General features: G+C 70.3%; 7 protein-coding genes. 1 reads left to right on the top strand and 6 read right to left on the bottom strand.

The annotated features are described in order from the left end of the window. The 3 genes from VFX99_RS14155 to VFX99_RS14145 form a co-directional block, all read right to left on the bottom strand. Window positions 1-205 (bottom strand): transglutaminase N-terminal domain-containing protein (locus VFX99_RS14155; protein WP_329666934.1); only part of this gene is annotated, 205 nt, incomplete at its 3' end. Beyond that, entirely contained in the window at window positions 202-1,134 is a 933-nt protein-coding gene (locus VFX99_RS14150) for an alpha-E domain-containing protein (protein ID WP_329666933.1), read from the bottom strand. The genes VFX99_RS14150 and VFX99_RS14155, both read right to left, overlap by 4 nt. Then, entirely contained in the window at window positions 1,128-2,960 is a 1,833-nt protein-coding gene (locus VFX99_RS14145; protein ID WP_329666932.1) for a circularly permuted type 2 ATP-grasp protein, read from the bottom strand. The genes VFX99_RS14150 and VFX99_RS14145 overlap by 7 nt, the downstream gene beginning before the upstream one ends. Window positions 2,961-3,066: 106 nt before the next feature. Between VFX99_RS14145 and VFX99_RS14140 the strand changes: the two genes are divergently transcribed. Continuing rightward, entirely contained in the window at window positions 3,067-4,656 is a 1,590-nt protein-coding gene (locus VFX99_RS14140) for a molybdopterin-dependent oxidoreductase (protein WP_329666931.1), read from the top strand. Between the two features lie 103 nt (window positions 4,657-4,759). Here the strand turns inward: VFX99_RS14140 and rocD are convergent, their stop codons facing one another. From rocD to VFX99_RS14125, 3 genes are all read right to left on the bottom strand, one after another. After that, a complete protein-coding gene (gene rocD, locus VFX99_RS14135) occupies window positions 4,760-5,983 on the bottom strand; it encodes an ornithine--oxo-acid transaminase (protein WP_329666930.1) in 1,224 nt (407 codons plus the stop codon). Between the two features lie 2 nt (window positions 5,984-5,985). Continuing rightward, on the bottom strand, window positions 5,986-6,873 hold the full coding sequence (gene ddaH / locus VFX99_RS14130; RefSeq protein WP_329666929.1) for a dimethylargininase: 888 nt from the start codon (window positions 6,871-6,873) through the stop codon (window positions 5,986-5,988). Between the two features lie 166 nt (window positions 6,874-7,039). Then, window positions 7,040-7,205 (bottom strand): zinc-binding dehydrogenase (locus VFX99_RS14125; protein WP_329666935.1); only part of this gene is annotated, 166 nt, incomplete at its 5' end.

Below are 7,205 nucleotides of genomic sequence, written 5' to 3'. Positions count from 1 at the left end.
GCGACAGCACGTCGAACGCGGCGACGCGCGTCCCGAAGTAGTCCACGTAGTGATTGACGGATGTCGACGGATCGATCTCGAGCGCCGAGCTCAGCACGAACTGACTGTCGGTCGAGCTCGGCAGCATCCGCGCCTCGTTGTACGACGCCGACACGTCGCCCTGGTACGAGAACCCGGTCTGGTGCTCGATGCGGAGTCGTTTCACGAGATCTCCCCGATCCAGCTCGGTTCGGCCTGCGTCGGGAAGAAGCGCTGCTTGATCGCCTCGGATGCCTCGCGGGTGACCTTCTGCACGGCCTGCATGTGCTGGGGCAGCTCGCCGAGGATCTCGCTGATCGGGCGGTACTCGAGGTCGTTGCGGATCTGTCCCAGCGCGCGCAGCACCGTGTTGGAGTGGCCGACCCGATCTGCCCGGGGGTCGATCGCGCTCATGCAGTCCTCGGCCCGCTGGATCGAGTAGATGATCGAGCGGGGGAACAGGCGGTCCAGGAGCAGGAACTCCGCCGCGTTGCGGGCGCTCGGCATCCCGCGGTAGGTCCGCAGGTAGGCCTCGTACGCCCCGCACGATCGCAGGATCGTCGTCCACGAGGGCCCGGATGCTTCGGTCAGCGATCGGGTCGCGAGGAGTCGCGCCGTCATGTCGGCGCGTTCGATGCTGCGCCCGAGCGTGAAGAACTGCCACGCCTCGTCTCGGCTCGTCGACGAGTCGACGATGCCGACCGCGAGCGCGGAGCGCTCCCGGACCCACTGGAAGAATCCGTGCACCTTGTCGGTCTGCAGGCGTCGCGGCATCCGGGAGTTGGTCGTGTTGAGCGTCTCCCACAGTTCGGTCGAGACGATCTCGCGGGCGCGGCGGGCGTTCTCGCGGGCGGCGGTCAACGCATAGGCGATGGATGCCGGATTGCCCCTGTCGACGGCGAGCTTCGAGAGGACGTCCTCGCGGCGGACGGTCTCGCCGGCGCCGGGTGGGATGGAGCCCATGACCAGCAGGAGCGAGCGGCACGCGGTGTCCTCGTCGATCCAGGGGTCTTCGAGCAGCAGCTGCAGGTGCACGTCGAGGATGCGCGCGGTGCCGTCGCTGCGCTCGATGTACCGGCCGATCCAGAAGAGGGATTCAGCGATGCGGCTCAGCACGCCGCACCGCCCTGCTGCTGCTGCTGTTGCTGCTCCCCGGTCGTTGAGCGAGGAGCGGAGCGACGAGACGAAACGCCCGCGCCCTGCTGCTGCTCCCCGGTCGTTGAGCGAGGAGCGGAGGGACGAGACGAAACGCCCGCGCCCTGCTGCTGCTGCTGCCCCGGACCCTGCTGCTGTTGCTGCTGCTCCTGCTGCTCGACGCGCGTGCGGGGGCGGTCCTGTGGAGAGTGAGTCGGCTCCGGCTGGCCGTCGTAGATGATCGGGATCGCGGCGGTGATCGTCGCGGCCTGGTCGGCGACGAGGCCGGCCAATCCGCTGCCCTGTCCGTACTCGACGTGCGAGGGAGCCGAGCCGCCGACGATCCACGTGTCCTTCGAGCCACCCCCCTGGCTGGAGTTGACGACGAGCTGGCCCTCGGGCAGCGCGACGCGGGTGAGCCCGCCGGGGAGCACCCAGACGTCCTCGCCGTCGTTGACCGCGAACGGCCGCAGGTCGGCGTGCCGGGGGCGCATGCCGTCCTCGACGAGCGTCGGGATGGTCGAGAGCATGACCACCGGCTGCGCGATCCAGCCGCGCGGATCGGCCCGCAGTCGCCCGCGCAGCTCGTCGAGCTCGACGCGCGTGGCGTCGGGACCCACGACGAGACCCTTGCCGCCCGATCCGTCGACGGGCTTGACGACGAGCTCGTCGAGCCGGTCGAGCACTTCCTCGAGCGCACCGGGATCTTCGAGCCGCCAGGTGTCGACGTTCTTGAGGATGGGCTCCTCGGCCAGGTAGTAGCGGATGAGGTCGGGAACGTAGGTGTAGACGAGCTTGTCGTCGGCGACGCCGTTTCCGACCGCATTGGCGATGGTGACGTTTCCGAGCCGCGCGGCGAGCATGAGGCCGGGCGCGCCGAGCATCGAGTCCGCGCGGAACTGCAGCGGATCGAGGAAGTCGTCATCGACGCGGCGGTAGATGACGTCGACGCGCTTGGGTCCGCGGGTCGTGCGCATGAAGACCTTGCCTCCGACGCACAGCAGGTCGCGACCCTCGACGAGCTCGACGCCCATCAGCCGGGCGAGCAGAGTGTGCTCGAAGTAGGCGGAGTTGTACACGCCGGGTGTCAGCACCACCACGTTCGGGTCTTCGACACCGGGCGGGGCGGAGGCGCGGAGCGCGGCGAGCAGCTTGTTCGGGTAGTCGCCGACCGGGCGCACGCGCATCGAGACGAACAGCTCGGGCAGCGTCTGGGCCATGACGCGACGGTTCGAGATGACGTAGCTGACACCCGACGGCACCCGCACGTTGTCCTCGAGCACGCGCATCTCGCCGTGCTCGTCGCGGATGAGGTCGATGCCCGACACCTGGATGCGCACGCCGTTCGAGCTGCGGATGCCGGCGGCCTGGCGATAGAAATACTGGGAGGACGCGATCAGGCCCGCCGGAAGCACTCCGTCGCGCACGCAGTGCTGGCGCCCGTACGCGTCGTCGAGGAACGCCTCGAGAGCCCGCACGCGCTGCTTCACACCGGCCTCGACCCGCGACCACTCGTCGAATGTGATCACGCGGGGGACGGCATCCAGGGGGAAGGGTCTCTCCTCCCCGGCGAAGTCGAACGTCACCCCCTGCGCGAGGTACGAGCTCGCGAGCGACTCGGTGCGACCTCGCAGCTCCTCCTGCGTCATCTGCGCGAGCGCCTGATACAGCTCGCGATACGCCTCGCGGGACTCGGCCGCCTCGCCGGGATGAGACGGGCTGCCGAACATCTCGTCGAACGCGGGGGTGCCGGACGCCGTCTTGCGAGGCGCCAGCGTGGAGCCGTAGCCGTCGAAGAGATCACCCATGCGACGACTCTAGTCCGGGGCGTGTTGCCCGCATGTTTCGGGATTCCACGGGGTTCTGACGCGACAACGCGCCCCCGCCGATTCCGCGCCAGCGTAGGCTCGAGCCGTGGCGGCGAGGGCAAGGGGTGGTCTGTTCGCGGCGGCGGCTGCCGGTGTGGCGGCAGCGGTGCTCGGGGCGGGACTGGGCGAGCTCACCGCCGCGCTCATCGCTCCCGAGGCGAGCCCTTTCGCAGGCATCGGCGCAGCTCTCATCGACCTCGCGCCGACCTGGGCGAAGGATGCCGCCATCGCGCTGTTCGGCACCAATGACAAGATCGCGCTCCTGGTCGGGATGGGCGTCGTGCTCGTCCTGCTGGCAGCGGTCATCGGACTGGTCGAGCGGCGCTGGCCTCCCTTCGGCATCGCGGCGATGGTCGTGATCGGCGGTCTCGGCGGATTCGCCGTCGCCACGCGGCCGAACGCCGATGCGCTGGCCTGGATGCCGTCGGTGCTCGCCGGTGTTCTGGCAGCCGTGGCGCTCGCGCAGCTGACGCCTCGCATACCCGGGCGGCTGCGAGTGGCGCCGATCGCCGTGCCGGAACGGGCCACCCTGCCCGAGCCGGATCCCGCGGAGGAGCCCACTCCCGTGGCCCGGCGGACCTTCCTGGCGTGGACGCTCGGCACCGCCGCGGTCGGCGTGCTGGCAGCGGTCGGCGCGTCCATGGTGCGCGCCGGGGTGCACGCGGTCAGCGTCGTCCGGGATGCGCTGAGCCTGCCGGCGGCCGCGGTGGTCGCGGCCCCGGTACCCGAGACCGCCGAGCTCGGCATCGCCGGCCTCGCGCCCGTCATCACGCCCAACGCGGAGTTCTACCGGATCGACACGGCGCTGCTGGTGCCACAGGTCGATCCCGCCGATTGGACTCTGCGGATCCACGGTCTGGTCGCCTCCGAGGTGACGATCACCTGGGACGAGCTGATCGCCCTGCCCCTCACGGAGAGCGTGACCACGCTGGCGTGCGTGTCGAACGAGGTCGGCGGCGAGCTGATCGGCAACGCGCTGTGGCTCGGCTACCCCATCCGCGACCTTCTCGCGCGGGCTGCGCCGACGGCCGAGGCCGACATGGTCCTCTCCAGATCCATCGACGGATTCACGGCGAGCACGCCGCTCGAGGTGCTGACGGATGCCCGCAACGCGATCCTCGCGATCGGCATGAACGGCGAGCCGCTGCCGCCCGAACACGGCTTCCCGGTGCGGATGGTCGTACCGGGCCTCTACGGGTACGTGTCGGCGACCAAGTGGGTCACCGAGCTCGAAGTGACCCGCTTCGACCGCGCGACCGCGTACTGGACGACCCGCGGCTGGTCGGAGCGCGGGCCGATCAAGCTCCAGTCGCGCATCGACGTGCCCCGCAAAGGGCAGGGTCTGAAGGCCGGCGACACCGTGATCGCCGGGGTCGCGTGGCAGCAGCAGGTGGGCATCGCGGGCGTGGAGGTGCAGATCGACGACGGCGCCTGGCAACCCGCGACGCTGGCGACGGCGATCTCGACCGATACGTGGGTGCAGTGGTCGATGCCGTGGACCGCGACGGTCGGCGACCATGTCCTCCGCTGCCGCGCGACGAATGCGATCGGCGAAGTGCAGACGGAGACGCGGACCCGCACCGACCCCGACGGCGCGACCGGCTGGCACGAGCGCTTCGTGAACGTGTTCGCGTAGGCAGCACCGCCGAACCCACCCCTTCGGCGCGAACCCATCCGCTCCGGCGCGCCGGAAGGCATGGGCTCGCGAGGAGGGTGTGGGCTCGCGGCGGGGCAGGCACTCAGTCGGCGAGCACCAGCTTGAGCTGCTCGACGGCCCAGTCCAGCTCGGTCGCACGCACCACCAGCGGCGGCGCCATGCGGATGGTCTGCCCGTGCGTGTCCTTCGCGAGCACGCCCCGGCCGAGAAGCCGCTCCGCGACAGCCCGGCCTGTGCCGCGAGCCGGGTCGATGTCGACGCCCGCCCACAGTCCGGCGACGCGGACGGCGGTGACGCCGTGTCCGATGAGCTCGCGAAGCTTCGCCTCGAGGTGCTCGCCGAGCGCCGCCGCGCGGCGCTGGAATTCCCCGGTCGAGAGCATCTCGACGACGCGGGTGCCGACCGCCGCAGCGAGCGGATTGCCGCCGAACGTCGAGCCGTGCTCGCCGGGGCGAAGGACCCCGAGGACGTCGCGATCGGCGACGACCGCCGACACGGGCAGGATGCCGCCTCCCAAAGCCTTCCCGAGGAGGTACACATCCGGGACGACGCCTTCGCGGTCGCAGGCGAAGGTCTCCCCCACCCGGCCCAACCCGGACTGGATCTCGTCTGCCAGGAACAGCACGTTGTGACGCTCGGTGATCTCCCGGACCGCGCGCAGGTACCCGTCCGGCGGGATGAGGATGCCCGCCTCGCCCTGGATGGGTTCCAGCAGGACGGCGGCCGTGTTCTCGTCGATGGCCGCTTCGACAGCCGCGGCATCCCCGAACGGCACCGTCACGAACCCCGGTGCGTAGGGGCCGAAATCGTCGCGGGCCTGCGGATCGTCGCTGAAGCCCACGATCGTGGTCGTCCGGCCGTGGAAGTTGCCGCCCGCGACGATCACGGTGGCGCGGTCCGGCGCGATGCCCTTGACCCGGTATCCCCACGCGCGCGCGACCTTTATCCCGGTCTCAACGGCTTCGGCGCCGGTGTTCATCGGCAGCACGAGGTCCTTGCCGCACAGCTCGGCCAGGGCTGAGGCGAACTGGCCGAGCTGGTCGTTGTGGTACGCGCGGCTCGTCAGCGTCAGTCGCGCGAGCTGCTCCTGCGCCGCCGCGAGGATCGCCGGGTGCCCGTGCCCGAAGTTCAGCGCCGAATAGGCGGCGAGCAGGTCGAGGTAGCGCTTGCCCTCGACATCGGTGACCCACGCCCCTTCGCCCCTCGCGATGACTACCGGCAGCGGGTGATAGTTGTGCGCGACGTGCTGGCCCTCGGCCGCGATGATCGCCGAGGTGCTGGCGTCGACCAGCTGAGGACTCGTCATGATCAGGCTCCGCGGAGCTCGAGCGTGCAGCATTTGATGCCGCCGCCGCCGAGCAGCAGCTCGGACAGGTCGACCAGCACCGGGTTGTAGCCGCGCTCGAGCAGCTGCTTCTCGAAGCCCTTCGCCCGGGGCGAGATGATCACGTTGTAGCCGTCGCTCGACGAGTTCAGGCCGAAGACCGACCCGTCCTCGTCGGACACGTGGATCGCCTCGGGGAAGCGCTCCGCCAGGATCGCCTGGCTGCGCGGGTCGAATGCCGACGGGAGGTAGGCGATGTTCGCCCGCTCGGGTCCGCCGTTCGAGACACCCTGCACCGGGTCGAGCACCGCGAGGGCGGTGTCGAGGTGGTAGAACCGCGGGTCGGTCAGCGTGAGCGAGACGACCTCGCGGCCGAACACGTCGCCGATCTCGCGGTGACTGTCGCCGGTCGAGCGGAAGCCGGTGCCCGCGAGGATCACGTCGCCGACCAGCAGGAAGTCGCCCTCGCCCTCGTTGACCTCGACGGGCTCGCGCGTATCGAAGCCGTTCGCGCGGAACCACTCGATGAACGGCACCGCCTCACCCGCGCGCTCCTGGAAGCGGAACTTCGGCCCGTAGGCGATGCCGTCGATGAGGAACCCGCCGTTGGCCGTGTAGACCATGTCAGGCAGACCCTCGACGGGATCGATGAGCTCGACCTCGTGGCCGAGGGCGAGATAGGTGTCGTGGAGCACCTGCCACTGACGGAGGGCCGCATCGGTGTCGGTCGGATTCGCCGGCACCATCCACGGGTTGATCGTGTAGCTGACCGTGAAGTGCTCAGGACGGCACATCAGGTAGCGGCGGAGATGCTGCGTGCGGGTCGTCTCGCGCGCGGCCTCGGTTGCGGGCGCCGTGTTCTGCGTGGACATTCTGCTCCTCAGGCAGGGGCGGCGGACGCTGTCCAGGGGCCCGCCGGCCCTTCCTTCCGCGGTTGCTGTGCCTGTCGAAGGGCTGAGCAACAGCGTCTGGGAAGGGTGCGACTCGGGCACGCCGGCATCCATTCTCGCACGTGCCGGACGATGGATCCTGGAAGCTCTACGGGACGTCGACGACGACCTTGCCGAGCGTGTGACCGGCGTCGACGTGGGCGAGCGCCGCCCGCGCGTCGGCGAACGCGAACGTGCGCTCGACGATGGGGCGGATGCCGCCCGCCGCGGCGAGCGCCGCGAGCTCGCGGGTGACCTCGGGCTTCGCGGCGGCC

This window comes from Microbacterium sp. (assembly GCF_036277215.1).
Lineage (GTDB): Bacteria > Actinomycetota > Actinomycetes > Actinomycetales > Microbacteriaceae > Microbacterium.
The sequence above is the reverse complement of the archived record's forward strand: the minus strand, read 5'-3'. Positions and strand labels throughout refer to the sequence as shown.

What these genes read in the sequence shown, in the direction of transcription:
- VFX99_RS14145 (WP_329666932.1), bottom strand. Translation starts at nt 2,960, where the DNA reads ATGGGTGATCTCTTCGACGGCTACGGCTCCACGCTGGCGCCTCGCAAG.
- rocD (WP_329666930.1), bottom strand. Translation starts at nt 5,983, where the DNA reads ATGACGAGTCCTCAGCTGGTCGACGCCAGCACCTCGGCGATCATCGCG.
- ddaH (WP_329666929.1), bottom strand. Translation starts at nt 6,873, where the DNA reads ATGTCCACGCAGAACACGGCGCCCGCAACCGAGGCCGCGCGCGAGACG.